At 43.8% G+C, this 26,523-nt stretch carries 23 protein-coding genes, 2 tRNA genes and 1 rRNA gene; 18 read left to right on the top strand and 8 right to left on the bottom strand.

Annotated features, from left to right (window positions below):
• Positions 1-17 precede the first annotated feature (17 nt).
• A complete protein-coding gene (locus tag HMPREF1534_RS07245; protein WP_005941411.1) occupies positions 18-3,107 on the top strand; it encodes an AAA family ATPase in 3,090 nt (1,029 codons plus the stop codon).
• A gap of 153 nt (positions 3,108-3,260) precedes the next feature.
• Here the strand turns inward: HMPREF1534_RS07245 and HMPREF1534_RS07250 are convergent, their stop codons facing one another.
• Together HMPREF1534_RS07250 and HMPREF1534_RS07255 are read right to left on the bottom strand one after the other, a co-directional pair.
• Entirely contained in the window at positions 3,261-3,914 is a 654-nt protein-coding gene (locus HMPREF1534_RS07250; RefSeq protein WP_005941408.1) for an HU family DNA-binding protein, read from the bottom strand.
• 803 nt (positions 3,915-4,717) lie between these two features.
• Entirely contained in the window at positions 4,718-5,590 is an 873-nt protein-coding gene (locus HMPREF1534_RS07255; RefSeq protein WP_026231469.1) for an NAD kinase, read from the bottom strand.
• 118 nt (positions 5,591-5,708) lie between these two features.
• Between HMPREF1534_RS07255 and HMPREF1534_RS07260 the strand changes: the two genes are divergently transcribed.
• The 14 genes from HMPREF1534_RS07260 to folE all read left to right on the top strand — a co-directional run bounded on the left by HMPREF1534_RS07260 (position 5,709) and on the right by folE (position 17,391).
• On the top strand, positions 5,709-6,422 hold the full coding sequence (locus tag HMPREF1534_RS07260) for a pyridoxine 5'-phosphate synthase (protein ID WP_005941402.1): 714 nt from the start codon (positions 5,709-5,711) through the stop codon (positions 6,420-6,422).
• On the top strand, positions 6,422-7,138 hold the full coding sequence (locus HMPREF1534_RS07265; protein ID WP_005941398.1) for a MotA/TolQ/ExbB proton channel family protein: 717 nt from the start codon (positions 6,422-6,424) through the stop codon (positions 7,136-7,138). The genes HMPREF1534_RS07260 and HMPREF1534_RS07265 overlap by 1 nt, the downstream gene beginning before the upstream one ends.
• Before the next feature lie 6 nt (positions 7,139-7,144).
• The gene (locus tag HMPREF1534_RS07270) at positions 7,145-7,564 is read left to right on the top strand and encodes an ExbD/TolR family protein (protein ID WP_005941395.1); all 420 of its coding nucleotides are present in this window, start codon (positions 7,145-7,147) and stop codon (positions 7,562-7,564) included.
• Positions 7,565-7,627: 63 nt separating this feature from the next.
• Positions 7,628-8,518, top strand: coding sequence for a TonB family protein (locus tag HMPREF1534_RS07275; protein ID WP_005941392.1), 891 nt, complete (start codon positions 7,628-7,630; stop codon positions 8,516-8,518).
• Between the two features lie 3 nt (positions 8,519-8,521).
• Positions 8,522-9,073: a DJ-1 family glyoxalase III gene (locus HMPREF1534_RS07280; RefSeq protein WP_005941389.1), complete on the top strand. Its 552-nt coding sequence runs from the start codon at positions 8,522-8,524 to the stop codon at positions 9,071-9,073.
• Complete coding sequence (locus tag HMPREF1534_RS07285) at positions 9,070-9,729, top strand: 2-C-methyl-D-erythritol 4-phosphate cytidylyltransferase (RefSeq protein WP_005941386.1); 660 nt, start codon at positions 9,070-9,072, stop codon at positions 9,727-9,729. Before HMPREF1534_RS07280 ends, HMPREF1534_RS07285 begins: the two co-directional genes overlap by 4 nt.
• A gap of 1 nt (position 9,730) precedes the next feature.
• Entirely contained in the window at positions 9,731-11,827 is a 2,097-nt protein-coding gene (gene recG, locus HMPREF1534_RS07290; RefSeq protein ID WP_005941383.1) for an ATP-dependent DNA helicase RecG, read from the top strand.
• Between the two features lie 220 nt (positions 11,828-12,047).
• On the top strand, positions 12,048-12,512 hold the full coding sequence (gene ndk, locus HMPREF1534_RS07295; RefSeq protein WP_005941380.1) for a nucleoside-diphosphate kinase: 465 nt from the start codon (positions 12,048-12,050) through the stop codon (positions 12,510-12,512).
• 20 nt (positions 12,513-12,532) lie between these two features.
• On the top strand, positions 12,533-13,423 hold the full coding sequence (locus tag HMPREF1534_RS07300) for a M23 family metallopeptidase (protein ID WP_005941378.1): 891 nt from the start codon (positions 12,533-12,535) through the stop codon (positions 13,421-13,423).
• Positions 13,424-13,536: 113 nt separating this feature from the next.
• Positions 13,537-14,079: a DUF1599 domain-containing protein gene (locus HMPREF1534_RS07305; RefSeq protein ID WP_005941376.1), complete on the top strand. Its 543-nt coding sequence runs from the start codon at positions 13,537-13,539 to the stop codon at positions 14,077-14,079.
• Entirely contained in the window at positions 14,069-15,376 is a 1,308-nt protein-coding gene (locus HMPREF1534_RS07310) for a BT_3928 family protein (protein WP_005941374.1), read from the top strand. The genes HMPREF1534_RS07305 and HMPREF1534_RS07310 overlap by 11 nt, the downstream gene beginning before the upstream one ends.
• Before the next feature lie 29 nt (positions 15,377-15,405).
• Complete coding sequence (gene tpiA, locus HMPREF1534_RS07315; protein ID WP_005941372.1) at positions 15,406-16,161, top strand: triose-phosphate isomerase; 756 nt, start codon at positions 15,406-15,408, stop codon at positions 16,159-16,161.
• Between the two features lie 176 nt (positions 16,162-16,337).
• The gene (locus tag HMPREF1534_RS07320) at positions 16,338-16,796 is read left to right on the top strand and encodes an SPOR domain-containing protein (protein WP_005941370.1); all 459 of its coding nucleotides are present in this window, start codon (positions 16,338-16,340) and stop codon (positions 16,794-16,796) included.
• A 1-nt stretch (position 16,797) separates the two neighbouring features.
• The gene (gene folE / locus HMPREF1534_RS07325) at positions 16,798-17,391 is read left to right on the top strand and encodes a GTP cyclohydrolase I FolE (protein ID WP_005941368.1); all 594 of its coding nucleotides are present in this window, start codon (positions 16,798-16,800) and stop codon (positions 17,389-17,391) included.
• A gap of 217 nt (positions 17,392-17,608) precedes the next feature.
• Here folE and dnaG read toward each other — a convergent pair whose 3' ends face one another.
• From dnaG to HMPREF1534_RS07355, 6 genes are all read right to left on the bottom strand, one after another.
• Positions 17,609-19,660, bottom strand: coding sequence for a DNA primase (dnaG, locus tag HMPREF1534_RS07330; protein ID WP_005941366.1), 2,052 nt, complete (start codon positions 19,658-19,660; stop codon positions 17,609-17,611).
• Between the two features lie 78 nt (positions 19,661-19,738).
• Positions 19,739-20,740 (bottom strand): malate dehydrogenase, encoded by a 1,002-nt coding sequence (locus HMPREF1534_RS07335; protein WP_005941362.1) that lies wholly within the window; start codon positions 20,738-20,740, stop codon positions 19,739-19,741.
• A 298-nt stretch (positions 20,741-21,038) separates the two neighbouring features.
• Complete coding sequence (locus tag HMPREF1534_RS07340) at positions 21,039-21,332, bottom strand: winged helix-turn-helix domain-containing protein (protein ID WP_005941359.1); 294 nt, start codon at positions 21,330-21,332, stop codon at positions 21,039-21,041.
• 10 nt (positions 21,333-21,342) lie between these two features.
• On the bottom strand, positions 21,343-21,930 hold the full coding sequence (locus tag HMPREF1534_RS07345) for a hypothetical protein (RefSeq protein WP_005941357.1): 588 nt from the start codon (positions 21,928-21,930) through the stop codon (positions 21,343-21,345).
• A gap of 28 nt (positions 21,931-21,958) precedes the next feature.
• Entirely contained in the window at positions 21,959-22,207 is a 249-nt protein-coding gene (locus HMPREF1534_RS07350) for a 2TM domain-containing protein (protein WP_005941355.1), read from the bottom strand.
• 99 nt (positions 22,208-22,306) lie between these two features.
• Positions 22,307-22,636, bottom strand: a complete 330-nt coding sequence (locus tag HMPREF1534_RS07355; RefSeq protein ID WP_005941353.1) for a hypothetical protein — start codon at positions 22,634-22,636, stop codon at positions 22,307-22,309.
• Positions 22,637-24,660: 2,024 nt separating this feature from the next.
• Between HMPREF1534_RS07355 and HMPREF1534_RS07360 the strand changes: the two genes are divergently transcribed.
• The 3 genes from HMPREF1534_RS07360 (at position 24,661) to HMPREF1534_RS07370 (ending at position 26,465) form a co-directional block, all read left to right on the top strand.
• A 16S ribosomal RNA gene (locus HMPREF1534_RS07360) occupies positions 24,661-26,190 on the top strand.
• A gap of 111 nt (positions 26,191-26,301) precedes the next feature.
• Positions 26,302-26,375 (top strand) — tRNA-Ile (locus HMPREF1534_RS07365).
• 16 nt (positions 26,376-26,391) lie between these two features.
• A tRNA-Ala gene (locus HMPREF1534_RS07370) sits at positions 26,392-26,465 on the top strand.
• The last annotated feature ends 58 nt before the right edge of the window (positions 26,466-26,523 follow it).

The raw sequence follows: 26,523 nt of genomic DNA, 5'->3' as shown, positions 1-26,523 counted from the left end.
TAAGACAACAGTTCATTATGAAGATATTAGCAATACGCGGAAAGAATCTTGCTTCTTTGGCAGGAGAGTTTGAGGTCGATTTTACAGTCGAACCGTTGAAAAATGCCGGCATCTTTGCCATTACAGGCAGTACCGGTTCCGGTAAGTCTACTTTGCTGGATGCTTTGTGTCTTGCGCTGTTCGATTCTACTCCGCGTATGACCAAAGCAAGAGAATCGAAAGTGGAACTGGCCGATGTCCGCAATAAGACGATTGCTCAAAGTGACAGTCGTTCTGTTTTGCGTCGAGGAACAGCCGAGGGATATGCCGAAGTGGACTTCATAGCTTTGACAGGAGAGACATATCGTTCTACTTGGACAGCCTGTCGTGCCGGAGGAAAGCCTTCGGGTATCTTGCGCAGTGTCGGTTTTCGCTTGATGAATCTTTCCAAAAATACTGAAGAGCAGGGCACGAGGAAGGAACTTCTTGCTAAAGTATCCAAGCTCATCGGTCTGTCTTTCGAACAATTCAATCGGTCTGTTTTGTTGGCGCAGGGTGACTTTGCTGTTTTTCTGAAAGCTAAACAGGCGGATAAAGCCGAGATTTTGGAAAAGTTGACGGGGACAGAGATTTATTCTCGTGTTTCTTCGTCCATTTATGCCAAGACCAAGAGTGCGGATATGGAGTTTCGGCTTTTGCAGGAGCGTATGAAAGGAATAGAGCTGTTGTCTGATGATGCATTGGCTGCATTGGATGGAGAGAAGCTTCTGCTTTCCGGCTCTCTTGCCGCTTTGAAGAGCGAGGAAGATAAACTCTCCGCCTGTTTGAAGTGGGTGGAAGAGGAACGTTCGCTCACTCGTAACAAAGAGCAGGCTGAGAATGAGTTGAAGGAAATACGGATTGAGATGGAGAAGTCTGCTGCACGTTATGCATTATTGGCACGTGTGGAACAGGCGCAGGAAATCCGTGATGTCTTTATGCAGGCAGTCGCTACTTCGAGACAACTGAATGCAAACAGGAAAATGCTGGCGGAACGTCAGGAACAAGTCAGGCAAACTGCTGTACTTTTCTCTAAAACACAACAGGAACTGGAAGCTGCAAAGAAGGCACAAACGGCTTGGCAGGAATATCTTGCCGAACTGACTCCCCAACTGAATAAAGCGAAAGAGCTGGATGTGCAGATAACCGAGAAGCAAAAACAATGGTTGGACGCACAGGCGGAAGAAAAGAAGGAACTCAGCCGGAAAGAAAAACTGGAAAGAGAACTGGCCGGATTGCGCCAACAGATAAAGCTGCTTCAGGTGACTTGGAAGGAGATAGAGGATTGGTTTGGGCACTACATGGTTTATGCGGATTTGATACCGGCTGTCTCATTGGTGCTTACTCTTCTTGCCGACCGGGAGACGGCTGAGACTCAGATTGTATCGAACCGGAAAATGCTGAAGGAAGTTTCAGCTTTGCAGGAGATGGAGCAAAAAAGGTTGAAAGCCATGCAGGAAGAAGCGGAACGTTTGAATCGGCTGCTGCCTGCCGAAGTGGTATTGCTGCGTTCGCAGTTGCGGACAGGAGAGCCTTGTCCGGTGTGTGGCAGTCTGCATCATCCGGCTGCTACTCTTACCGAGGTGCAATCCTTGCAGGAGGCAGAGCTGAATCGGGCAAAAGAAAAGGTGACACAAGAGATAGAACGTCTTACCGTTTCTCTTACTGACAGGACAATGGAAATCAATACGCTTGATACCATTGTCAAGAATTACGTTCATCGTTCCGAGGAATGTCTGTCTAAAGTGAAAGAGCATGTTTCTATTCTTCCGGGTTGGCAGGATTTGCTGGATAAAGGACAGTTGAAGGGGGCGTTACGGAACTTTGACAAGCAATGGAAAGAGCGTTTGCAACAACAGACCGATACGAAGGAGGCATTGTCACGGCAGCAGGCCGAACTGGATGCCAGGCAGCATGAGCAGGAAACGCATGTTGTGCAGATAAAGGATAAACAGTCAAAGACTATTGCTTTGGAGACGGATTTGAGTGCTCTTCGTTCGCAACGTGCGTTGCTATTGGAAGGACGTCCCACTCACGAGGTGGAGAATCAGAACAGGAGGAGGCAGGAAGAGCTACAGCAGCATTGGGATATAGTCATGAGGCAATATCAGGATTTATCGGGTGCGTTGGAATCTTACAAAGGGCAGTCTGTTCAGTTGGAAAAAGAAGTGGAACGTCTGGAGGTGTCGTCGCAAGAAGAGAACTGTCGCATAACCGAATGGTTGTCCGGTCGGGAGGAGATTACGACTCGTGCCGAGCTGGAAGAGTTGTTGTCGAAAGATATTGTCTGGATTAATCGTGAGAAGAAAGAGCTGACTGCGTTGAAAGAGCGATTCACTACCGTGCAGGCTGTGCTGGCGGAACGTTGTCAATTGTTGGCTAAACACGGAGAAGGTTCGCATAAACCGTCGGAAGGAGAAACTGAAGAGTCTTTGTTGTTTAAACTGTCTGCTTGTCAGTCATCAAAAGAACAGCAAACCACACGTTTGACTCAAATCGGGCTGATGCTGGATGGGCAGGAAAAAAACAGGCAGGCATTGGCAGGCATTCGGAAAGAGTTGGACGAAAAGCAATTGAATTATGAGAACTGGTCAAAACTGAATGAACTCTTCGGGTCGCAGAGTGGGGTGAAGTTTAAAGAAATAGCTCAGGGATATACATTGGATGTACTTTTGCTTTATGCCAACAAGCATTTACAGGATCTTGCCCCGCGTTATGAGTTACAACGTATCTCGGATACGCTTGCTTTGCAAATTGTTGATCTCGACATGATGGGAGAGGTGCGCACTGTCCATTCCCTTTCGGGCGGTGAGTCTTTTTTGGTGTCGCTGGCATTGGCGCTCGGCCTGTCTTCACTTTCTTCCAACCGGATGAATGTGGAGTCGTTGTTTATAGATGAAGGTTTCGGTTCCCTTGATCCTGAGACATTCCGCATAGCGATGGATGCGCTTGAGCGTTTGCAGATGCAGGGACGTAAAATCGGGGTGATTTCACACGTGGCGGAAATGACGGAACGGATATCGGCACAGATACAGATAGTGAAAACCGGCAATGGCCGGAGCAGGGTGCAGGTAGCGGGGCAAAAGTGAGAATGCCTCTGCACATAAATGCCCGTAGATAGAGAAAACGGCTGAAGGATTTCCTCCCGGAAACCCTTCAGTCTGATGTAGAAGTTTCAGCTTTTTATCATAAGTCTGAAATTGTTTGTAGAATTTGCTTTTATAAATATTTTCAGTGTGTTTTCATTCTGTTGTAGTATCCGTTTCCTGTTCCGGTTCGGGTAGTTTCTCTTTTCCGTAGAATCCCGGCATCGGTTCATAAATAGGATTGTGCGGAATAGATATGTTACACAGTTTTTTCTCCTTTGCCAGTCGGGTAATGTAGCGTCCGGCTGTGGCGCGTGTCAGCGTGAACAACTGTTCGAAATCACGGCGTGTCAGCACGCTGTGTGTCAGGAAGTATTCTGTCAGTCCTTTGTCTATCTCCTCGTTCGTCACCGGAATGGAATGTGGCTTGTACTTTGAGCGTTCCGTCTTCACATCCGCCAGTTGTTTCTTCAGATATTTGTCCGCACGGAATGTTACCGACTTGAATTTTACATTGTTGGCGCGTGTGGAGTGTGGAGTCGGTGTCTCGGGACAGGTCAAGGATATATGGAAATAGCCTATCCCCTCAATGTGTACTCGTGCTCCGTCCTTCAAATGATAGGCCAATTTCTCGCTGAGCGCGATAATGGTTGCCTTGATGTCTGCCACGGTGAGCGAAGAGCTATGGTGTATCTCCTGTGCCAAGTGGTCGGTGCTGATTCGCTCCCTGTTCACTACACGGGCGTGATACCGCTTCTTGCGTGTACCTATCGTATTGGGTGACTCGTAAAATTCAAATTTGACAGCCATTCGCGTTCCTTGTTTTTTTATTCGGTTATATAATTCATTGTCATGCGGAAGCGTTTCTGTTCTCTTCCTTTTAAGTAAACCATTTCACACTAGTGAGCAAACTATATCACTCAAGTGCGTATTTTATATCATACTGGTGATAAAATTTCATCACCATTGTGAAATGATTAATTCGACGGTACAAAAATACATTATTCTGATAATATAAACTATTATTTTACCGGATTTTTTTGATTAATTGCTGTTTTTGGGGGGATATGGGGCGGCAAGTGCTTGTTTCGGTTGTCTTTGTATATGAATGCTAGTGAGTGAAACGGGAAGGGTCTTCCTGGGGCTGACACTTCTGAAAGGCTTTTAGGAGAAGATGGTAATTATATAAAAAAAAACTTGTGTCCAATATACTTGTACCTTGATTTACAATGGAAAACTTGACTCTTTTCTCTTGTCGTTGATTGGTATTAATGTTTTTGCAAAGCTAGATGACTTAGGTTAGAAATGTTTTCTAAGTCTTGTTGGAATAATTTATTTCAGATATAAGTAATTCATTATAAACCGGTTCCAACAAAAGTCAACGGAAATGGGTGAATTTGTATTCGGTATGAGGCAACTCATGCCCGAGACATGCCAATAAAAGAAGAAGCTATCTATGTGCCCTATTTTTTATAATTTTCATTGGGATACACATATTCAAAACCTGATGTGGGCGGAATTATTATGCATATATAGTCTGTTTAATGCGTTCCCTCACTTGATTAAATGTTTTCTACTCCTCTTAAAGGAGATTCCATATCAGATTGATTTCATTATCCTCTGCCATCGGCTCCCCACATCATTTTGTTGCGCAGGGTATTAAAGAAGATATGGTTTTGTCGTTTTACTACCTTTATTTTATAATCAGCTTTACGGATTGTGAGTTTGCTGCCTTCACGACAGGTTTCACTCCGTCCGTCGATGGCAATCAGGAAATTGTGGCTGCGGCTTTCTACGTCAAGTGTTATTTCCCAGTCATCGTTAATTACAATAGGACGTACATTCAGACTGTGAGGCGCAACCGGGGTGATGGCGATGGTGTTGCTATGCGGAACAATAACCGGACCGCCGATGCTTAGTGAATATGCGGTCGAACCGGTAGGAGTGGCAATGACAAGGCCATCCGCCTGATAAGTGGTGAGATAGGCACCATTGATGGCTGTATGAATGGAAATCATGGACGAGCTGTCGCGTTTTAATACAGCGATTTCGTTCAGACCGAAAGGATATCCTTTCAGCTCTTGTTCTTTACAGGATACTTGGAGTACACTGCGGTCTTCTATCCGGTAATTATTACTGTAAATATCATTGAAAGTATCTTCCATTTCTTCGGGCGAAACATCAGCCAAGAAGCCCAAACGTCCGGTATTAATGCCTAATATGGGGATATTACGCGATCCCACCCGGCTGGCTGCTTTCAGAAAAGTACCATCGCCACCGATGCTTAGCACCATATCGGCTTCAAAATCATTTCCCTCGAAAACACCGGCTTGACGAATTTGCAATTTCAAGTCGTCCGTTAGGAACTGATAGAACTCCCGGCAGATATAAACTTCGGCGCGGTGCCTGTCCAGGATAGAAAGCAAACGCTCTACGTGTGTGGATTTCTTGGCCTGATAGGTGTTTCCAAAAATGGCGAATTTCATGGGACGCATATTCATTAGTTAATTTTATAAATCTTTTGTTTGGCAAAATGGATTAGGTTTTGATAAAACCTGCTAACTTTGCACATCAGAACTGCAAAGATAATAATATATTGCTAAGATGACAAAGTTAAGTGTAAATATAAACAAGGTAGCTACCTTGCGTAATGCTCGTGGCGGGAATAACCCGGACGTGATAAAAGTTGCTTTAGATTGTGAGGCGTTTGGTGCTGAAGGCATTACTGTTCATCCTCGTCCCGATGAACGCCATATCCGTCGTAGCGATGTGTATGCACTGCGTCCTTTGCTTACCACTGAGTTTAATATTGAGGGCTATCCCAGTCCCGAGTTTATTGATTTGGTGTTGAAGGTGAAACCGCATCAGGTAACTCTTGTACCGGATGCTCCCGACCAGATTACTTCCAATGCGGGATGGGATACCAAAGCGAATCTGTCTTTTTTGACGGAACTGATGGATACATTCGGTCACGCAGGAATCCGTACTTCTATTTTTGTGAATACGGAGCGTGAAATGATAGAATATGCGGCTAAAGCCGGGGCCGATCGTGTGGAGCTCTATACCGAACCCTACGCGACTCTTTATCCTCGGAATCCCGAAGCGGCTGTCGCTCCTTTTGTAGAGGCTGCCAAAGTGACCCGCAGTTTGGGGATGGGCTTGAATGCCGGACATGACTTGAGCTTGGTGAACTTGAAATATATGCATGACAATATTCCTTGGCTGGACGAAGTTTCCATCGGTCATGCTTTGATAAGCGATGCTCTTTATCTGGGGCTGAAACAAACAATTGAAGAATATAAAAATTGTCTCCGTTAATGATGAACTTGACTTTACTGGCTGCGCAAACAGCCATTGGGGATACCCTGGCAGGGGGTAATCCTGTTTTGACGCCTGTTTCGGGAGAGGCGCAGATGAACCTTTGGGACATGGCGCTGAAAGGCGGATGGATTATGGCTGTACTGGCTGTACTGTCTGTGGTGTGTTTCTATATTTTCTTTGAACGACTGGCGGTTATCCGCAAAGCCGGCAAAGACGATCCCATGTTTATGGAGCGTATCCGTGACTATATCCGCACCGGCGAAATAAAGTCGGCCATTAACTATTGTCGCATAACCAATACGCCTTCGGCACGTATGATTGAAAAGGGAATTACCCGTATGGGGCGTCCTGTGGCCGATGTGCAGGCTGCTATTGAAAATACAGGTAATATTGAAGTTGCCAAACTGGAAAACGGATTGCCTATTGTTGCAACCATTTCCGGCGGTGCACCTATGATTGGTTTCTTGGGAACTGTTACCGGTATGGTGCAGGCTTTTTGGGAAATGGCAAATGCCGGAAATAATATCGATATCACTCTGCTTTCGGGAGGTATTTATGAAGCTATGATTACTACGGTGGGTGGTTTGATAGTGGGTATTGCAGCTATGTTTGCCTATAATTATCTGGTGACTCGTGTAGATAAGGTGGTGAGCCAGATGGAAGCACGCACCATGGCATTTATGGATTTGCTGAACGAACCTGTTCAAAAGTAAAAGCGTATGGCACTGAAAAGAAGACATAAAATATCGCCCAACTTCAGTATGGCGTCTATGACGGACATCATATTCCTGTTGCTGATATTTTTTATGATTACCTCCACCATGGTGTCGCCCAATGCCATCAAGGTGTTGCTTCCGCAAGGTAAGCAGCAGACTTCAGCAAAGCCGCTCACGCGGGTAATCATTGATAAGAACCTGAATTTCTATACTGCTTTCGGCAATCAGGACGAAATGCCGATTGAGTTGGAGGAATTGCCTGCTTTTTTGCAAGAGTGCGCTCAGAAAGAGCCCGATATGTATGTGGCGCTCTATGCGGATGAGGCAGTGCCTTATCGTGAAATAGTAAGGGTGCTGAACATTGCTAATGAAAATCACTTCAAAATGGTGCTGGCCACGCGTCCGCCTGAGAAGAAACGATAAGCTGATTCTTCGTTATTGTCATTCTGAATGAAATGAAGAATCTGTAAACATGAGAATAAAAGCATGAAAAAAAATAAGATAACAGGACTGATTGCTACGATTGTACTACATGCCGTTCTCCTTATTCTGTTGCTGGTGATAGCTATTCGCCGTCCGCAGATGCAGGAGGAAGGAGGTGTGCCTGTTATGTTGGGAAATACGGAACTGTCGCAAGGCAATGCCGACCCTTATACGTTGACGGATGTGGATATAATGAATGAGCCGGAAGCCCCTGCACCTGATATTTCCGAACCGGAGCCGGTTCCTGCCGTTGATGTAAAAGAGGAAGTAATCACTCAGACAGAAGAGGAAATAGTGGCAGTGCCCAAGAAAGAGCCGAAAAAGGAAACTAAAAAAGAGACTCCCAAGAAGGAAACTCCCAAAAAGGAAGTTCCAAAGAAAGATACTGTAAAACCGAAAGAGAAGACTGAAGCCGAGAAACGTGCCGAGGCTGAGAAAGCTGCTGCGGAAAAGAAGGCGGCTGCAGAAAAAGCGGCGGCAGAGGCAGCGGCAAAGAAGATTGCCGGTGCTTTTGGCAAGGGTACTCAGATGGGGAACAAAGGGACCGGTACGGCAGGGAGTGGTCTTGAAGGTAGCCCGACAGGTAATGCGGCGGAAGGAAAATCGACAGGTACAGGTGGTTATGGAACATTTGACCTTAATGGACGTTCTTTGGGCAGCGGCGGTCTGCCGATGCCTGTTTATAATGTTCAGGATGAGGGCCGTGTGGTGGTAACCATCACTGTAAATCCGGCAGGGCAGGTGATAAGTACAAGTATCAACAAACGTACCAATACGGTAAATGCTGCGTTGCGGAAGGCTGCGGAAGAGGCGGCGCGTAAAGCCCGCTTTAACCAAGTGGACGGGGTAAATAACCAGACGGGTACTATTACATATTACTTTAAACTGAAGTAGCTTATGAAAACAATTTATGTATTTTTGGCAGAAGGCTTCGAGGAAGTGGAAGCGCTGACCCCGGTGGATGTGTTGAGACGTGCAGGTTTGCCTGTGAAGACAGTCTCTGTAACCGGTGTGCTGACCGTAAATGGTGCACACGGAGTTCCGGTTATAGCCGATATGGTGTTTGAAGAAGTGAAAGAAGCGGATACGGAAATGATTGTGTTGCCGGGTGGTCTGCCCGGAGCGACAAATCTGGATGCACACAAAGGATTGAGTGATTTGATTATGGCCTTTGCAGAAGCCGGTAAACCGTTGTCTGCTATTTGTGCGGCTCCGTTGGTATATGGCAAACGTGGTTTGTTGAAAGGAAAGAAGGCAACTTGCTATCCGGGCTTTGATAAATATCTGGATGGTGCTGACTATACAGCCGCTTTGGTACAGAATGACGGCAATTTTATTACGGGAAAGGGACCCGGTGCTGCAATGGACTTTTCATTTGCAATCGCAGAAAAATATGTCGGTGCAGATAAGGTGAAGGAACTGAAACAAGCGATGATGATTGCTGAATGAAGAAACATGTTATCATAGTAGCCGGTGGTAAAGGTTTGCGTATGGGTGGAGATATTCCGAAACAGTTTCTGCCGATAGGCGGCAAACCTGTGCTGATGCGTACTATTGAGGCCTTTTATTCCTACGATCCTTCTATACATATAATATTGGTGCTTCCATTGGCTCAACAGGCTTATTGGAAGCATCTGTGTGAGACATATCATTTTGTATTGCCTCATGATATTGCCGATGGGGGCGAAACTCGTTTTCACTCTGTAAAGAATGGTTTGGCACTTGTCGGGGGGGAGGGGCTGGTAGGTGTTCATGATGGTGTCCGTCCTTTTGTGTCCCGACAGGTAATTGCCGGATGCTATGATACGGCCCGGCAGCGGCACGCCGTTATTCCTGTGATAGATGTGGTAGAGACAGTGCGGCATCTGACAGGGGTGGGAAGTGAAACGGTTCCACGCAATAACTATAAACTGGTTCAGACTCCACAGGTATTTGATGTACAATTGCTGAAAGATGCTTATCGGCAAGAATATACGGATGCTTTTACCGATGATGCTTCCGTAGTGGAAGCAATGGGTAAGGAGGTATGGTTGGTAGAAGGAAACAGGGAAAACATTAAATTAACAACTCCATTCGATTTGAAAATAGCGGAAGTCTTAATTTGAAATGTTCGATATCACTACGCGTGACATAAAATATTTGCAAGGGGTGGGGCCCCAACGTGCAACAGTCTTGAACAAGGAGCTGAATATTTTTTCCTTGCGTGATTTGTTGTACTATTTCCCTTATAAATATGTAGACCGGAGCCGTCTTTACTATATTCATGAAATAGACGGTAATATGCCTTACATTCAGTTGAAAGGTGAAATCCTCAGTTTTGAGACTTTTGGCGAAGGAAGACAACGCAGGCTTGTCGGTCATTTCTCGGATGGAACGGGGGTTATTGATCTTGTTTGGTTTCAAGGAATCAAATATCTGTTGGAACATTATAAGACCCGGACAGAATACATAGTCTTCGGCAAACCGACCGTATTCAACGGCCGTATCAATGTGGCGCATCCCGACATGGATCCCTCGGGCGAACTTACCCTTTCTGCAATGGGGCTGCAACCCTATTATAACACGACGGAGAGGATGAAACGCGGTTTCCTCAATTCGCATGGATTGGAGAAGCTGATGAAGAATGCACTTGCTTTATTGCAGGAACCTCTTGCGGAGACGTTAAGTCCGCAAATTATAGAAGAACATCACTTGATGTCATTGGATGACGCCATCCGTAATATTCATTTTCCTCAGAACCCTGAATTACTTCGTAAGGCACAATATCGCCTGAAGTTTGAAGAACTGTTTTATGTGCAGCTCAACATTCTGCGTTATAGCAAAGACAGACAACGTAAATATCGCGGCCTGTATTTTGATAAGGTAGGGGAGATATTCAATACCTTCTATTCCCAAAACCTTCCTTTTGAATTGACCGGAGCGCAGAAACGGGTAATAAAGGAAATAAGAAAAGATATGGGGAGCGGGCGACAAATGAACCGCCTGTTGCAAGGAGATGTGGGAAGCGGAAAAACATTGGTTGCTTTAATGTCGATGCTGATAGCATTGGATAATGGCTTTCAGGCTTGCATGATGGCTCCTACCGAAATACTTGCGGCGCAGCATTATGAGACGATTCGGAAATTTCTATTCGGCATGAATGTTCGGGTGGAGTTGTTGATGGGTTCTGTGAAAGGAAAGAAGCGAGAAAAGATTTTGAAGGATTTGCTTACCGGAGATATTCAGATATTGATTGGAACACATGCCGTACTCGAAGATACGGTGGGCTTTTCTTCTTTGGGAATGGTGGTGATTGATGAGCAACATCGTTTTGGAGTAGCTCAGCGTGCCAAATTGTGGATGAAAAACACTTGTCCGCCTCATGTGCTTGTAATGACGGCTACTCCTATTCCACGAACATTGGCCATGACACTTTATGGTGACTTGGATGTATCAGTGATTGATGAACTGCCCCCCGGACGTAAGCCTATTCAAACTGTTCATCAGTTTGACAATCGTCGTGCCGGTCTTTATGCTTCTATCCGTAAACAGATAGAAGAAGGACGTCAGATATACATCGTTTATCCTTTAATAAAGGAAAGTGAAAAGATGGATATTAAAAACTTGGAAGAGGGTTATGAACATATATGTGCAGAGTTTCCCGATTGCCGGGTGAGCAAGGTACATGGAAAAATGAAACCCGCCGAGAAAGATGCGGAGATGCAACGGTTTGTTTCCGGTGAAACGCAAATAATGGTGGCTACTACTGTGATTGAGGTTGGTGTAAATGTTCCTAATGCTTCGGTGATGGTTATAGAAAATGCAGAACGTTTCGGACTCTCTCAGTTGCACCAGCTTCGAGGGCGTGTCGGCCGTGGCGCCGACCAGTCTTATTGTATTTTAGTGACCACTTATAAACTCACGGAGGAAACCCGAAAGCGTTTGGAAATTATGGTGCAGACAAATGATGGTTTTGAAATAGCCGAGGCAGACTTGAAGCTTCGTGGTCCAGGTGATTTGGAGGGAACTCAGCAAAGTGGTGTGGCTTTTGATTTGAAGATAGCAGATATCGCCCGTGACGGACAGCTGCTTCAGTATGTACGTGAAGTAGCAAGTAGGGTTGTGGATGAAGACCCTACATGTATTCGTCCCGAGAATGCCGTGTTGTGGCAGCAGCTTCAGGCTTTGCGTAAAACAAATATAAATTGGGCAGCAATATCTTAGCTTACTCTGTATTACTGTTAAAACAGAGGATATATGTTGCAAAACATAAAAGGTCTCTATCTTCCCTGCCCACAATGGTTTTCGTTCGTTTTATCACGCTATTGTGTATATTCTACATAAAAAAAGAGTTAAAGATAGAGCTGCCATTTCGAAGAAAAATTCTATCTTTGGGGGAATTTTTGAATAGAAGTATCTTGATAACCTTAAAAGAACCAATGTTATGATGGAAAAAACGTTAGTCATTTTGAAACCGTGTACTCTTCAGAGGGCACTGGTCGGTGAGATAACAAGTAGATTTGAACGCAAAGGATTACGTTTGGCCGGAATGAAAATGGTTCAATTGACAGATGAGGTGCTTAGCGAACATTACGCTCATTTAAGCTCAAAGCCGTTCTTTCAGCGTGTAAAGGATTCAATGATGGCTTGTCCTGCTATTGTTTGTTGCTTTGAAGGTGTAGATGCTATTCAGGTGGTGAGAACATTAACCGGTCCTACTAACGGTCGCTTGGCTGCACCCGGAACTATTCGTGGAGATTACAGTATGAGTTTTCAGGAAAACATAGTTCATGCATCCGATTCACCTGAAGCTGCCGAAGTAGAACTAAAAAGATTTTTTAAACCAGAAGAGATATTCGAGTACGAGCAAGCTGTGTTTGGCTTTCTTTATGCTAATGACGAATATTAAAAGAAAAACAAAAGAAACGGATGATTTTGAAATGTATTAAAGTAGTCGTAGCGGCAGCTTTTGCCTTAGTCAGCCTGAATGTGTCAGGACAGGACTTGTTGGCACGCCAGGCGCCAATCGACAGAAAGTTGAAGGCAGTAGATTCAGTTGCATTAATTCGTCAGATTAAAGCGGAGAAAGCTGCTTATCCTGCATATACCCTTTATCCTAACTGGAGCAACGAGCGTGTACACGCTTACGGTAATACCGTTACTATCCCTGATACTTTCCGTATTGATATGACCGGTTTCCACATGCCGACTGAACATACAAAGATTACTTCAAAATTCGGACCTCGCCGTCGCCGTATGCACAATGGATTGGATATTAAAGTCTACATTGGTGATACGATTCGTGCTGCTTTCAGTGGAAAAGTGCGTATGGTGAAATACGAACGTCGCGGTTATGGAAAATACGTGGTAATCCGTCATGAGAATGGTTTGGAAACTGTCTATGGACACTTGTCCAAGCAGATTGTAAATGAAGACCAATATGTGGAAGCAGGCGAGCCCATCGGATTGGGCGGTAACACGGGGCGTTCTACGGGGTCTCACCTTCACTTCGAAACCCGTTTCTTGGGGCAAGCCATTAACCCGGCACTTTTATTTGATTTTGAAAAGCAGGATATTGTAGCCGATTCTTATTTGTTTAGAAAAGGTAATAACAGATATAGACGCAATAACACCAGCAGTAAGAATGTCAGCCTGATGGCTTCTTCGGATGGAACTATCCGTTATCATAAAGTGCGCAGTGGTGATACGTTAAGCCGGATTGCGCAAAAAACAGGTACTTCTATTGATGCGCTGTGTAAATTGAACCATATTACCCGTAGAACGATACTTCGTCCGGGACAAGTGTTAAGATGTTCTTAAGTAATAGTTAATTAAGAAATATAAAATAGGGCGGAAAGGAGTATTCTTTTCCGCCTTTTTGTTTACGCTTAAGCAGAAAAATGTGTAACTTTGTCGCCTATTCATAGAGAATGATGAAAGATACTAAACAACAATTTGAACATGTGATAGCTATTTGCCGTGATTTGTTTGCGAAGAAACTGCATGATTACGGTGCTGCATGGCGTATCATGCGCCCTTCATCTGTTACCGACCAGATTTTTATTAAAGCCAACCGCATTCGAAGCATTGAAACCAAAGGGGTAACAATGGTGGACGAAGGTATCCGTTCGGAGTTTATGGCTATCGTTAATTATGGAATTATCGGTTTAATCCAGCTGGAATTGGGGTATGCCGAGACGGATGACATGACAGAGGCGCGTGCGTTGGAATTATACGATCAGTATGCAAAACAGGCATTGGAGTTAATGCTTGCCAAGAACCATGACTATGATGAAGCATGGCGTAGCATGCGTATAAGTTCTTATACCGATTTGATTTTGATGAAGATTTACCGCACCAAGCAAATCGAGGGTCATGATGGGGCTACCTTGGTATCCGAGGGAATTGATGCCAATTATATGGATATGATTAATTATTCGGTATTTGGATTGATAAAATTGGAATTTGGAGAGTAAGCGTTTACATAGCATTATTGGACTTTGGACGAATGCATGCCGTTTCTTTTTGGCAATTGTATTTATATTTTCCGGCTTTGTCAAGGCGGTAGATCCTCTAGGTACTCAATATAAAATTCAGGATTATCTGGAGGCTTTCGGTTGGACTTCGTTGGTTCCGGCATTTTTTCCGTTCTTGGCATCGGTATTGCAGGCAATGATTGAGTTCTGTTTGGGCGTATACCTGTTATTTGGCATTCGCAGGCGGACGACACCTTTGTTCATGCTGCTTATTATGGGAGTAATGACTCCGCTTACTTTGTGGTTGGCAATCGATAACCCGATATCTGATTGCGGCTGTTTCGGAGATGCGGTGGTGTTGACCAACTGGCAGACTTTTTGGAAGAACTGTTTCTTATTACTGGCTGCGGTGTCTGTATTCAAATGGCGGAATTGTATTACTCCGTTGATTACTAAACGTTTTGATTGGCTCGTTGCGCTTTATACATTCCTTTATATATTAGGAATGACTTTATATTGTTATCGTGAATTGCCGGTTTTCGATTTCAGACCTTACCATATCGGCGCTGATATTCGTAAAGGAATGGAAATTCCGGAAGGTGCTCAGCCCACTGTTTATGAAACTCGCTTTATCTTGAAGAAGGATGGTGTGGAGAAAGAGTTTTCACTTGAAAACTATCCTGACAGCACATGGACCTTCGTGGATTCTAAAACGGTTGTTAAGAAGCAGGGATATGAACCGCCTATTCATGATTTTTCCATTATTCGCCAAGAAGACGGTGAGGATATCACTGAAGAAGTGTTGAATGATGAGGATTATACTTTCTTGTTGGTGGCTCATCAGCTGAATCAGGCTGATGACAGTACGATCGACTTGATAAATGAGCTTTATGATTACAGTGTGGAAAATGATTATAAGTTTTACTGCCTTACTTCGTCTACCGATGAAGATATTGAAGATTGGCAAGAACGTACCGGAGCTGAATATCCGTTCTGTTTGATGGATAATATTACCCTGAAAACCATGATTCGGTCTAATCCCGGATTAATGTTATTAAAGAATGGTGTGGTAATTAATAAATGGAGTGTGAATAGTCTCCCTGACGAATATATGCTGACAGACCGTTTGGAAAAGCTTCCGTTGGCACAGATAAATACCAAGACATTCAGCCACAAAGTAATTTTGGTATTTGCCTGGTTTATATTCCCATTGCTGTTCTTCAGTATGGTAGATGCTGTTTGGGAGCAATATCATAAGAGAAAGAGAATAAAATTGAATGAGAATCAAACAAAATAATTTCATTAACCCTTTAACAAAAAAACAAAATGAGAAAGAACATTGTTGCAGGAAACTGGAAAATGAACAAGAACCTTCAAGAAGGTATTGCTCTTGCAAAAGAATTGAACGAAGCATTGGCTGCTGACAAACCTAATTGTGATGTAGTAATCTGTACTCCTTTTATTCACTTGGCTTCTGTTACTCCTATCGTTGACAAAGCGGTGATTGGTGTTGGTGCAGAAAACTGTGCTGATAAAGTGTCTGGTGCATATACAGGTGAAGTTTCTGCAGAGATGGTAGCTTCTACAGGTGCAGAATACGTAATCTTGGGTCACTCTGAACGTCGTGCTTACTATCACGAAACAGTAGAAATCTTGGAAGAAAAGGTAAAATTGGCTTTGGCTAATAACCTGAAACCTATCTTCTGTATCGGTGAAGTTTTGGAAGAACGCGAAGCTAACAAACAAAACGAAGTGGTTGCTGCTCAGTTGGCATCCGTATTCTCTTTGTCAGCAGAAGACTTTAGTAAGATTATCTTGGCATACGAACCGGTTTGGGCTATTGGTACAGGTAAGACTGCTACAGCTGAACAGGCTCAGGAAATCCATGCATTTATCCGTTCTTTGATTGCTGAAAAATATGGCAAAGAAGTTGCAGACAACACTTCTATCCTTTATGGTGGTAGCTGCAAGCCTTCTAATGCAAAAGAACTGTTTGCTAATCCTGATGTAGACGGTGGTTTGATTGGTGGTGCTGCTTTGAAGGTTGCTGACTTCAAAGGTATTATCGATGCATTCAAATAATTAGTTTTCAGAATATCTCAAAACAAAATAGCTACTATTTTGTCATTCTGAACGTGAGTGAAGAATCTGTGTATATTCACTTTGTGTTGACGGACTCTCCACTTTGTTCAGAATGACAATGTTAATGCTGTTAGAGTGATGATTATTCCTTGATTTTCCTAAATTCATAAAACGACATGAGATACATTTTTATCATCTTCTTCTTAACTTTTGGCATTTCCGCTTTTGCGCAGCAGAACATTGTAGAAAGTCTGCAACGTAATCGTGCCGGAGAGGGTGCAGTGACCATCCATCAAGACCCGAAGATAACGGGACTGATAGGTACAATTCATACCGGAAGTGCTGCCGGTGGTGAACAAAAAACGCTGAAAGCCAGAGGTTATCGGGTTCAGGTGTATGCCGGAAACAATTCTCGTGTGGCTCGCAACGAAGCCAACAATATGGCCAATAAGGTAAAAGAGGAATTTCCGGAACTCCCCGTTTATGCTTATTTCCAGCCTCCCCGTTGGTTATGCCGTGTAGGTGATTTCCGCAGTATAGAAGAAGCTGACGCAACTATGCGCCGTTTGAAAGCTACCGGTGTTTTTAAAGAAGTATCTATTGTTCGTGAACAAATTAATATTCCCTTAGACTAACATGGAAGAACTATTGCACCCCGAATGGTCTGCAGAGAAGATTGAGCAGTTGAAAGGCCATTATGAGAGTATCTTATCGCTGTTGGGCGAAGATGTAGAGAGAGAAGGATTGTTGAAAACTCCCGAACGTGTGGCAAAAGCTATGCTGACGCTGACACGCGGTTATGAACAGGACCCCCATGCTATTTTGTTGGGAGCTAAGTTTAAAGAAGAATATAGCCAGATGGTTATTGTAAAAGATATTGATTTCTTCTCTTTATGTGAGCATCATATGTTGCCGTTTTATGGCAAAGCGCATGTGGCTTATATCCCTAACGGTTATATTACGGGTTTGAGCAAAATAGCCCGTGTGGTTGATGTCTTTTCACACCGTCTTCAGGTGCAGGAACGTATGACGTTGCAAATTAAAGAATGTATTCAGGAAACATTAAACCCATTGGGTGTAATGGTGGTAGTGGAAGCAAAGCATATGTGTATGCAAATGCGTGGGGTGGAAAAACAAAATGCCATTACTACTACTTCTGATTTTACCGGGGCGTTTAATCAGGCAAAGACGCGGGAGGAATTTATGAACCTTATTCGTCATCAACGCTAACATATATAATAGCTCTATCAGGTGTGGAAGTGTGTCAGAACCTAAAAGTAACTGTTGCATTGTTATTGTAGGGAGGCAAAACCAAAATAACTTATTATTTTGTCATCCGAAACGAAGTGAAGGATCTATTGGTATCTTGCAGATCCTTCGTAAAGCTCGGAATGACAGATAAAAATAGCATTGTCAACCTCTTGACACTACTTTCCTATGATAAATTTTATGCTTTCAGCACTACCCGATCACCCGCACGTTTGGCCATTTCTTTCAATAGTTCACTCAACTCTTTGTAGTGAGCCATGATTTCCAGGCATTTGTTGGCGTCTTGAGTTACTTCGGGTTTGCTTAATGCTTGCAGTGTATGCTTCATTTCTTCTTCCAGTATGGCCAGCTTAAAGTCGATGATTTGATGTGGAACCAGTTCGTGTAAGCGTTCTTCATCCGTTACTATCTTTTGGGATTTAGAATGATATTTGCTTAGTTGGTAACGGTCGTTTATCATCTCTGCCGCCAATTTGCTGATGGTAGGATCAGGATGTGCCAGAAAATAACGTTCTGCCGTGAAGTTCTGATCATGCAGATGACTCTCCGCTTCCGCCAATATTCTTCTGTGCAGCGGGTTGTGAAACTGTAATTCATCCTGTTTTAAGTCCATGGAAATATATTCTATCACTGTAAGTGGTGTTTCTGCATTCTCTTCTGTCTCTACATAACACATAATTCTTTCTCCATAACGGATTAAAGTCTTTATCAGCAGTTGTTCTTTGGCATAGAATACATACTTTTCTCTTCCCTCTTCGGGAATGTAGGACTGATATTGTGCTTCTAGTTCCTCGGGAGGGAAAGGAGGAGGTGGAACGTTATCTTCTGTTCCTATGGGAGGCGGGACCATATCAGCGGAAGGAGAAAGCGTATTGGTTGTATCCTTCTCTTTCTTGATTTGTTCCAAATAGTTGTCATCACGCTGTAGCAGGTGCTTCTTTATCTCATTCAGGATGATTTGTTCATTTACATTCAGAATGGTAGCACACTCCTTTACACAAGCATAGCGAATCACATCATTAGGAATCAGCCCGATACTTCTTGCCATATCAGCTATCAGACCGGCTCGCTTGACAGGATCTTTTTGGGCGTCTTTCAGCAATAGGTTTGTCTTAAAGCGAATGAAATTCTCTTCGTGTTCGGCAATATATTGCTTAAACTCTGTGGCGTTGTGCTTTCGGGAGAAGCTATCCGGGTCGTCTCCGTCGGGGAGGAGCAGAACTTTGATATTCATCCCTTCTGCAAGCAGCATGTCTATGCCTCGGATACTGGCTTTTATGCCGGCCTCGTCACCATCATATAACAAGGTGATATTTGGAGTAAAACGATGGAGCAGGCGGATTTGCTGTTCACTCAAGGCGGTTCCCGAATTAGCCACCACATTCTCTAATCCACATTGGTGCATGGCTATCACGTCGGTATATCCTTCTACCATGTAAACGCAATCTGCTTTCACGATGGCTGCTTTTGCCTGAAAGATGCCATACAGCTCTTTTCGTTTGCTGAATATTTCCGATTCGGGTGAATTGACGTATTTTTGATTGACTCCTTTGGTGCGGCTGTCTAATACACGTCCGCCGAAACCTAATACTTTTCCGCTGATATTGAACCATGGAAAAATGACGCGTCCCCAAAAACGGTCGCGCAGACTGCCGTCTTCTTTTTCGTAACAGAGACCGGTTTTTATCAGGAACTCTTTTTTATATCCTTTGCGCAAGGCTTCTTGTGCCAGAGCATCGTGTGCCGTGGTGCTGTAGCCTAATTGGAATTTTCTCACAATGTCGTCACGAATACCACGCTGGCGGAAATAAGTCATACCGATGGCTTTGCCATCAGCATGGTTATAGAGGATATTCTGGAAATAATCACGTGCAAATTCATTTACGACGAAGAGACTTTCACGTATATTTTGTACTTCTTTCTCTTCATCGGTGAGCTCTCGTTCTTTTATTTCTATGTTGTATTTTTTTGCCAGCCAACGTAGTGCTTCAGGATAAGTCATTTGTTCGTGTTCCATCACAAAGTGAACCACGTTTCCTCCTTTTCCACAGGCAAAACATTTACATAGCCCCTTGGCCGGCGATACGTAGAACGATGGGGTTTTGTCGTCATGAAACGGGCAAAGCCCTACAAAGTTCACACCTCGCTTGCGTAGGGTGACAAATTCGGATACCACATCTACTATCTGTGCGGCATCCAATATCCGGTCTATGGTGGGTTGGTCTATCATTGCGAATGCGAAGATAATAAAAAAACGCCGTCGGAGGTGAGTTCGATGGCGTTTTTAACGGAATAATATAATCAATGGTTATTTGATATTGGGATTCAGTTTGTTCCATTCGGCAACAGGAGGAAGAACGCCCATTGCAATGACTTCATCGCGCAATGCACAGAGGTGTTCATAACTTTTTTCCAGTGCGGCTTCTTCTTCAGGAGTGCCTTTCACATCTTTCAAGTGGCAACCATCTTTGGTGATGGAAGTTTCCCAAGCCATCATGATGTGGTCGAATTTGCCATTGGATACATAAGTGCCTGCCGGCCAGCGGAATGGTTTTCCACCCATGGCGGCAGCAATCATTTCGATGGAAACGTATGACGGACTTTGGAAAGAAGAACGTCCGCGCAGGTTGATGATATTTGCACCGCCTTTGGTTACTTTTTGTTGAATTTCAGCCCATTGCTCTTTAGTCAGTTCGGGAGTGCCGATAATGTCAAGCAAAGCTTTTCCGTTTACTTTTGCGGTGGAAGCGTAGACTGCCATCTGCTCGCCGTGACCGCCATACGTGCGGCAGTTTTCTACTTTGTCCATAGCAATACCGAAATGTTTGGATAGTTCGCTACGTAAACGGGTGGAGTCAAGGGCAGCAAGAGTAGTGACCTGAGAGGGTTTTAAGCCGGAATATAATAAGGTAATGAGACCGGTGATATCGGCTGGGTTAAAGATGACTACGATATGCTTTACATCCGGGCAATAAGCTTTTACATTTTTACCGAATTCTTCGGCGATGGCAGCATTACCTTTTAGTAAATCTTCACGAGTCATGCCTGCTTTGCGGGCAGCACCTCCCGAGTTTACAATATATTTGGCATCGGTCAGGGCTTCTTTGATATCGGAAGTGAATGTGATGTTCATGCCTTCAAAACCACAGTGGAACAGTTCTTCTGCTACACCTTCCAGGCCCGGAGCGTAAGGATCGTATAAACAAATATTAGGAGTAAGGCCCATCATAATAGCAGTTTGAGCCATGTTGGAGCCGATCATGCCGGCAGCGCCTACGATTGTCAGTTTTTCGTTTGTTACAAATTCCATAATTCTTTTCTATTTAAAGTTTGTATAATATAAACGTTTTCGCAGGAGAGTATGTTTCCTTTTCCGGATACAAAGGTATAAAAGCTTTCGATAGGGTGTTTATTCTAAAATATTATATCGGATAACAGAAGGTTATATTGGAACTCTTTATTCTTATCTTTTCATTTGGTGTTCTGATAGTTTCATACAGGGAGGGTGCTGGCAGGGCGTGTGGAGATAAAATGTGCTGCCACCACCTCTGTATCTTCTTGTTGATGGAGATTTTAAAGGAGAAGTGGTAGCAGTGGTAGCACATTTGCTAAACTCTAGGAAGAGTAATGTAACTTTTCAGTGCGTCTACATATTCCTCAAAGGCTTCAAGACCTTTCGGGGTAATTTTGCAGATTGTACAAGGCATTTTGCCTTTGAAGGTTTTAATGACTTCCACGTATTCTGCCTTGTTCAGCTTGTCTATCTGTACACTCAGATTTCCTGCCGTTGCTCCTGTCTGTTGTTTCAGATAACTGAATTCGGCTTCTTCCACCGAAACCAGTATCGACATGATGGCAAGTCGAAGCTCGGAGTGTAGCAATGGATTTAATTCTTTGAACATAGGCGCAAAGTTATAATTTTTTTTGTTTACGGGCAGCATGGTTCAGCACATGTCCCGGGATAATCATCATAAAAATAAAAACAGGAGCGAATATCAATACCTGGTTGAAACCTTCATAGAAAAGGCATCCGATGGAACTTAATGCTCCCAGTGTGCCACAAATGGTCACTGTTTTATAATTTATCACCAGTCCTGTTAAAGTGGTACCCATACCCATCAGTAGAAGAATAATGAATAGGATGGGAAGTTTCCAGAAAAACATAGCGAGTAGAGATATCAAAAATCCGGCTGTTCCGAATACCAGCCAAATGTAACTGATGACTTTGTCTAAATGACTTTTGACAGTCGGCTGTTGGTTGCGTGCAGAGAGGTAGGTTCCGGTTCCTCCTATAATGGGAAGCATAAACCATAGATATTGCCAGTTATTATTCTGTGTGTATGTTACCAGAAGCCATACTAACAGACTGGTAAATACAGTAGTGTATCCCCATAACAGGAAAGGCATACCGCAATTTGTCTCCATTCTATTTTTCGTGTTTTGAATCATTTGAGCGATGAGTTCTAAACTCTCTTTCTCATTCAATTTTCTTTCTTCCATAATGTTTTTCTCTTTAGTTTGTGATTGGTTAATATTTGATACTTTTCTCTATGGCTGTTATCAGCAGGCTGATTCCCCAACCTGCTATAACCCATAATACCCACCAGTAATGTGGACTTGTAAACCAGTTTACAGCTACTAAAAACAGGTTTATTACCACATAATAGACTAATGACCAAGTAAGCCAATTCCAAAAATAACGGGCTCTTTGTTGGCATTCCGCTTTAATTTGTTCCTCGGTTGGAACGAATTTTTCATTGTTCTGATTTACTTTCATGGCTTTTATTTTCCTTTCCCTTTTTTGTCTTTGTGTAATGTGTAATTTTCGTTTTCATCGTGATAAACATAAATAGTGTGTTTTTCTGATGTCACTTCTTTAATTTGTGTTGTGGCTCTTGAACCTGTTGTTTTTTATTATCTCTTCTTTCATAGATTGTGGAGTGTGTAAATCTCCTACATCTATCATAAGATTTCCTTTGTCCGTCTTAATACCTTTTTCCGGAGCTGCTAGTGTGGCGCATGAGGCTGTGTCAAAACGTGGATAATGCTGTCGTTTGATTCGTGGGGACGAGGTTCGCTCGTCCGAAAACAGTTGGCTTTGTGTCTTCGGGCAGGCAATCCCTGCCCCTACAGCTGACGATGGGATAGGCCGGTTTAGTTTTGACACATTCCCAAGTTTTTGTTGAAATGTTGTGCTTGCTTTCATTGTTTTTATTGTTTGTGTATTGAATGCCAAAAGTTTATCTTTAATGATTGCTTTGCAAATATAATCTAGTTTATAATATAAACCAAATAATCAGGGAACTTTTTTTTCTTGATATTCACTTTGTATATAGATATTTGTTTGTTAATGGTTTTTGGTTTGTTCGGCCGCTTGTAAAACCTTTATAGATAGTAGGCTTTAGTTGCCCTCTTTTGTATGTAGTTTGTGCGGTTTACGTGCGCATGCAATATAATTAGGTGTATTCCATTTCCTTTCTGTTTGGTTGTTTCCCAAAAGTATTTGTGATGTTATATTACAACATTTTTACTTACATGTCACCACCCGGTATACATTTATGCACTTGTTCGAACAACTGGGTGGCGGAAAGGCTCTGCACCTCCTGAGGTTCTCAACTGCTTAATACCTTCTTATGGTATCCTGACACAATGACATATATACGTATAGGTTCATGCGTACGTACGTGTAGCTCGATACGTATATACGTGTGGGCTTATGCCACCGTATGTGTAGTCCGATGCGTACGTACACACTTTACAAACAGGGGGATGTGTCAAAAAGTGGATAATGCTGTCGTTTCGTTGGTAGGGGCGAGGTTCGCTCGCCCGAAAACAGTTTGCTTTGTGTCTTCGGGCAGGCGAACCCTGCCCCTACAGCTGACGATGGGATGGGCCGGTTTAGTTTTGACACACTCTCCTGTTGCAAAAAGACTTTGATGTTTCCAAAAAAGATCGAGATGTTTTCCAAAAAGATGGTGATGTTTCTTAAAAACATCACCATCTTTTTTAAAAAGCCCGGTATGTTTTTATGTAAGGGAAGATGGAACCACCCTCACCAAGTCGGTCATTCCTTCTTTTCCCTTCATTCTTACATTTTATCCAAAACATGCGGATAATCAGTCGGTTAAGAATGACAGGACATCCCCTCATCCTCCTTTCATTCGTGCTTCCCGAGTCCTTTCACAAGCAGCCTTCAGCAATTCCCTTGTGTACTTTCTACACCTCTTTTTAGACTACCGTAAATGAAAGCGTTATCGAAACAGTTCAAAAGCCGGAAGAAGTTTTACAGATGAAAGGAGGCTGAAAGGGGGATGAAACGATGTTCTTTCACAACCAACCCCCCCATCGGCAGGACGTTTCAGCAGTAGATGAAAGGAGGAAGGAAGAAACAGGTTTCCGCTTGTAGGGCGAAAAAACGCAGTTATTTTTATGGATTCAGTCATTGCACGACAAGCCATTTTAGGTATTTCACGGTTACTGTTTATTTTCCTCCCCCTCTTGCGGTGGATTCAAAGAAACAGTAGACAGCAATAGCAGATAGAGCCCCAAAGTTCTTTGAACTCAACATACCGTCGATGCACGATAAGAACGATGCATTTGTCGGATGAACCATACCCTTCTACGTGCGCATACATGCGCGCCCGCAATATAATTATGTGTATTCCATTTCCTTCCTGTTCTGTTGTTTTCAAAAAGTCTTTGTTCTGTGTTGTTGTAAATCAGCGTGTTACAAACAAGTTTCAAAAAAGTGTAAGAAAAATCAGATGATATGTTTGGCAGTTAGGTTGAAACCGCCTACCTTTGCACCCGCAATCGAGAGAGATGCGGCACTGAAACAGTGTGTGACTGACTTGGTGAGACAAGCGTAGGAGAGTTTCTCCTTTATAAAGGATTCTGCACCCGATATCTTACCTTAGCCGGGCTAAGGGAGCGAGAAGGGATAAGACCTTTTGGAGCATGCAACCAACCGCCTGAAAAAAAAGTTCAAAAAAAACTTTCGAAAACATTTGGTGGTTAAAAATAAATCTCTTACCTTTGCACCCGCTTTTCAAACGAAAGCACATAAAGAAGAGTTCTTTGAAACGATTATAGATAAACAAACAAGTAGTACAAGTCTGCATGTTATATAATATATAATGTGTATGAAAACAGAAACCGTCAATTATAGATTATTGATAGATTTGGTTCTTGAGCAGATTATCAACTTAAGTGTTGAAAAATAATATTTTTACAATGAAGAGTTTGATCCTGGCTCAGGATGAACGCTAGCTACAGGCTTAACACATGCAAGTCGAGGGGCAGCATGGTCTTAGCTTGCTAAGACCGATGGCGACCGGCGCACGGGTGAGTAACGCGTATCCAACCTGCCTTACACTCTTGGACAGCCTTCTGAAAGGGAGATTAATACAAGATGTTATCATGAGTAAGCATTTTCGCATGATTAAAGGTTTACCGGTGTAAGATGGGGATGCGTTCCATTAGATAGTAGGCGGGGTAACGGCCCACCTAGTCTTCGATGGATAGGGGTTCTGAGAGGAAGGTCCCCCACATTGGAACTGAGACACGGTCCAAACTCCTACGGGAGGCAGCAGTGAGGAATATTGGTCAATGGACGAGAGTCTGAACCAGCCAAGTAGCGTGAAGGATGAAGGTTCTATGGATTGTAAACTTCTTTTATACGGGAATAAACGGATCCACGTGTGGATTTTTGCATGTACCGTATGAATAAGGATCGGCTAACTCCGTGCCAGCAGCCGCGGTAATACGGAGGATCCGAGCGTTATCCGGATTTATTGGGTTTAAAGGGAGCGTAGATGGGTTGTTAAGTCAGTTGTGAAAGTTTGCGGCTCAACCGTAAAATTGCAATTGATACTGGCAGTCTTGAGTACAGTTGAGGTAGGCGGAATTCGTGGTGTAGCGGTGAAATGCTTAGATATCACGAAGAACTCCGATTGCGAAGGCAGCTTACTAACCTGTAACTGACATTGATGCTCGAAAGTGTGGGTATCAAACAGGATTAGATACCCTGGTAGTCCACACGGTAAACGATGAATACTCGCTGTAGGCGATATACGGTCTGTGGCCAAGCGAAAGCATTAAGTATTCCACCTGGGGAGTACGCCGGCAACGGTGAAACTCAAAGGAATTGACGGGGGCCCGCACAAGCGGAGGAACATGTGGTTTAATTCGATGATACGCGAGGAACCTTACCCGGGCTTAAATTGCAACCGAATATGGCGGAAACGCTATAGCTAGCAATAGCGGTTGTGAAGGTGCTGCATGGTTGTCGTCAGCTCGTGCCGTGAGGTGTCGGCTTAAGTGCCATAACGAGCGCAACCCTTGCCGATAGTTACTAACAGGTCATGCTGAGGACTCTGTCGGGACTGCCATCGTAAGATGTGAGGAAGGTGGGGATGACGTCAAATCAGCACGGCCCTTACGTCCGGGGCTACACACGTGTTACAATGGGGGGTACAGAGGGCTGCTACCACGCAAGTGGATGCCAATCCCAAAAACCTCTCTCAGTTCGGATTGAAGTCTGCAACCCGACTTCATGAAGCTGGATTCGCTAGTAATCGCGCATCAGCCACGGCGCGGTGAATACGTTCCCGGGCCTTGTACACACCGCCCGTCAAGCCATGGGAGCCGGGGGTACCTGAAGTGCGTAACCGCAAGGAGCGCCCTAGGGTAAAACTGGTGACTGGGGCTAAGTCGTAACAAGGTAGCCGTACCGGAAGGTGCGGCTGGAACACCTCCTTTCTGGAGAGGACCATCTGAGGTTTTTGTCCTTGTACTACGCGCTTTGTTTATTCATTATAAAGAGAAAGAAGAAGCCGAGTCTAAACAAAGGTAGACTAGGTTGAACCTGACAGTCCTATAGCTCAGTTGGTTAGAGCGCTACACTGATAATGTAGAGGTCGGCAGTTCAACTCTGCCTGGGACTACGAACTCAGTAAGTTCGGGGGATTAGCTCAGCTGGCTAGAGCATCTGCCTTGCACGCAGAGGGTCAACGGTTCGAATCCGTTATTCTCCACTCTCTCTGAAAAGAGAAACGATCTATGACATATTGTACAAGCAAAACAGTAATTTTA

It is taken from the genome of Phocaeicola massiliensis B84634 = Timone 84634 = DSM 17679 = JCM 13223 (assembly GCF_000382445.1).
Lineage (GTDB): Bacteria > Bacteroidota > Bacteroidia > Bacteroidales > Bacteroidaceae > Phocaeicola > Phocaeicola massiliensis.
Note: the sequence above shows the minus strand (reverse complement) of the source record. Positions and strands in the feature narration are given on the sequence as shown.